Raw genomic sequence first — 2,501 nt, forward strand, 5'->3', positions numbered from 1 at the left:
GTCGGCGTAATTATCGAACTGGACCGCGATCGTGACCTTTGCCCCATTCGCGAGATGATAACTTCCCAGGTTATTGAATGCCATGACGACTACCCATTTCCGTCGATGCTTGGAGACATCCTTCAGAGTTTGACCCTGCCTGCCCATATAGCTGACTTTCCGCACTTCTCGATCGGCTTTTAGGGGCTCCATCCTTCAGCATGTTTGATGGCTCGGACGGTGAGAGCTTCGAGTTCGGTGACGAGGGTGCGGAGCCGGGCGGCGTTGTCGAGCCAGGGCTGGTAGCGCGAGAGTTGTTCGGGGGTGAGCAGTTTGGTGACGGTCTTGCCGTCGACGGTGCGGGTCCATTGGATGTAGGGGCCGTGTAGTTCCGGCGGCTCGTTCTTGCAGCGGCAGCGGCGTTTGCCGCAGCGCATCCTGCGTTCGACGATGCTGCCGGGCAGCGCCCAGTCGATTGCGGCGAGCCCGGAGGTAATGCGCTGCTGGGCGGCGCGCAGGTCGGGGTCGACGCGGGTTTCGGGTGGGTCGGCGTGTCGGTGTCCGTCCATCATCCTTCAGCGTATACGTTGAAGGATGTGGGAGCAAGGACCGGACCGCGCCAGTCGCCGCGACGCGGCGTGAGCCCGCCGGCGCCGGGCGGGCCGTATCGGCTGGTGACCCGGCAGTTGGGTGCGCTGCCGGTGATCGACTGGTTCTGCGCGCGGCTCGGGCTGGGCGAGTTGGTGGAGGCGTTTGTGCCGCATGACGATGCGCGGCTGAAGCTGGCGCCCGCGACGGCGATCGGGGTAGTGGTGCGCAACCTGGTGCTGGCCCGCGAGCCGGTGTATGCGCTGGGGCGGTGGGCGGAGCCGTTCGACCCGGTGCCGCTCGGGCTGGCCGACGGGCAGGCCGGGCTGCTCAACGACGATCGGGTGGGTCGGATGCTGGCCCGGCTGTTCGACGCCGACCGGGCCTCGCTGTTGACCCGGCTGGTGCTCGACGCCGTCGCGCGGTTCGGCATCGACTGCTCGCAGCTGCACAACGACTCCACCAGCGTCACCGTCACCGGCCGCTACGCGGGCGCCGACGGGCGCGTCCGGGGCGGTAAGCCGACCGCGGCGATCACCTTCGGGCACAACAAGGATCATCGCCCCGACCTCAAGCAGCTGGTGTGGATCCTCACCGTGACCGCGGACGGGGCGGTGCCGCTGGCGCACCGCGTGGTCGACGGCAACACCAGCGACGACGTCACCCACGTCGACACCTGGGATCATCTGGTCGCGTTGCTGGGCCGCACGGATTTCCTGTACGTGGCTGACTGCAAGCTGGCCACCCGCGACACCATGGACCACATCCACCGCAACCGGGGCAGGTTCGTGTCGGTGCTGCCCGCTTCCCGCAAGGAGGACAAGGCGTTTCGGCACTGGGTCGTCGACCATGAGCCCAACTGGGTGCAGGCCGCGCGGCGGCGGGGCGCTCGACTCGACGATCCCGACGACGTGTGGCAGGTCGCCGAGGCGCCGTGGTGTTCGGCCGAGGGTTACCGGGTGGTCTGGGTCCGCTCCTCGGCCAAGACCGCCTATGACGCCCAGGCGCGCGCCGATCGGATCGCCCGCGGCACCGCCGCGCTCGACGAGCTCAACCAGCGGCTGGCCTCACCCAAGACCCGGATGAAAACCACGGTCGCGGTCGAGCAGGCCGCCGCCGCCGCGCTCGAACGCATCGGCGCCGCCCGCTGGATCACCTTCAGCGTCGAAGAACACCTCGATCAACGGTTCCGGCAGGACAAACGTGGCCGCCCCGGAGCCGACACCCGCTACCGCAAAACCAGCCGCCCCCGCCACCGCCTCACCTACACCGTCGACGAGACCCAGGTCGCGCGCGACGCCGCCTCCGACGGCTGCTACCCGCTGATCAGCAACGACCCCGGCATGACCGGCGCCGAGCTGCTCGCCGCCTACAAGTACCAGCCCAACCTGGAAAAACGCCACGCCCAACTGAAAGGCACCCACCTGGTCGCGCCGATGTTCCTGCACGACCCCGCCCGCATCGAAGCGCTACTGTGCTGCCACTTCATCGCCATGCTGATCCACGCACTCATCGAACGCCACATCCGGCAAGCAATGAAAACCACAGGGATAAAACAACTCTCGCTCTACCCCGAAGACCGCGCCTGCACCGCGCCCACCGCCGCGCGCGTCCTGGACATCTTCACCGGGCTGGCCCGCCACCACCTCACCGACCAACACGGCCAACTCGTGCAGACCTTCCAGCCCGAACTCACCGAGCTACAAGCCCTCATGCTCGACCTGCTCGAAATCCCACGCTCTGTCTACACCGGCTGACCCAGCTTGTCAGAGACGACAAAACGGATCCGAGAAGTGCGGAAAGTCAGATATAGCGTTCCGCATCCCCTGGGAATGCGCAAGTATCTGTTCACCTCGGGTCATCTACCCAGTACGGCCTATGCAAACCGCCCGGCAGCTCGATGCACCGCCGCCGAAAGACATCCGCGAGATGCA

At 66.8% G+C, this 2,501-nt stretch carries 3 protein-coding genes; 2 read left to right on the forward strand and 1 reads right to left on the reverse strand.

The annotated features are described in order from the left end of the window. The coding region (locus ACLP9N_RS32880) for a hypothetical protein (RefSeq protein WP_442411307.1) at positions 1–183 on the forward strand (183 nt) is incomplete at its 5' end. On the opposite strand, the gene ACLP9N_RS32885 is transcribed toward ACLP9N_RS32880, so the two are convergent. Then, a complete protein-coding gene (locus tag ACLP9N_RS32885; RefSeq protein ID WP_442411308.1) occupies positions 180–551 on the reverse strand; it encodes a DUF6788 family protein in 372 nt (123 codons plus the stop codon). The genes ACLP9N_RS32880 and ACLP9N_RS32885 overlap by 4 nt on opposite strands. 24 nt (positions 552–575) lie before the next feature. On the opposite strand from ACLP9N_RS32885, the gene ACLP9N_RS32890 reads away from it, so the two are divergent. Then, complete coding sequence (locus ACLP9N_RS32890) at positions 576–2,324, forward strand: IS1634 family transposase (RefSeq protein ID WP_442411309.1); 1,749 nt, start codon at positions 576–578, stop codon at positions 2,322–2,324. Positions 2,325–2,501: the final 177 nt, after the last annotated feature.

Origin of the sequence: Mycobacterium sp., assembly GCF_052144515.1 — a bacterium.
Classification (GTDB): domain Bacteria; phylum Actinomycetota; class Actinomycetes; order Mycobacteriales; family Mycobacteriaceae; genus Mycobacterium.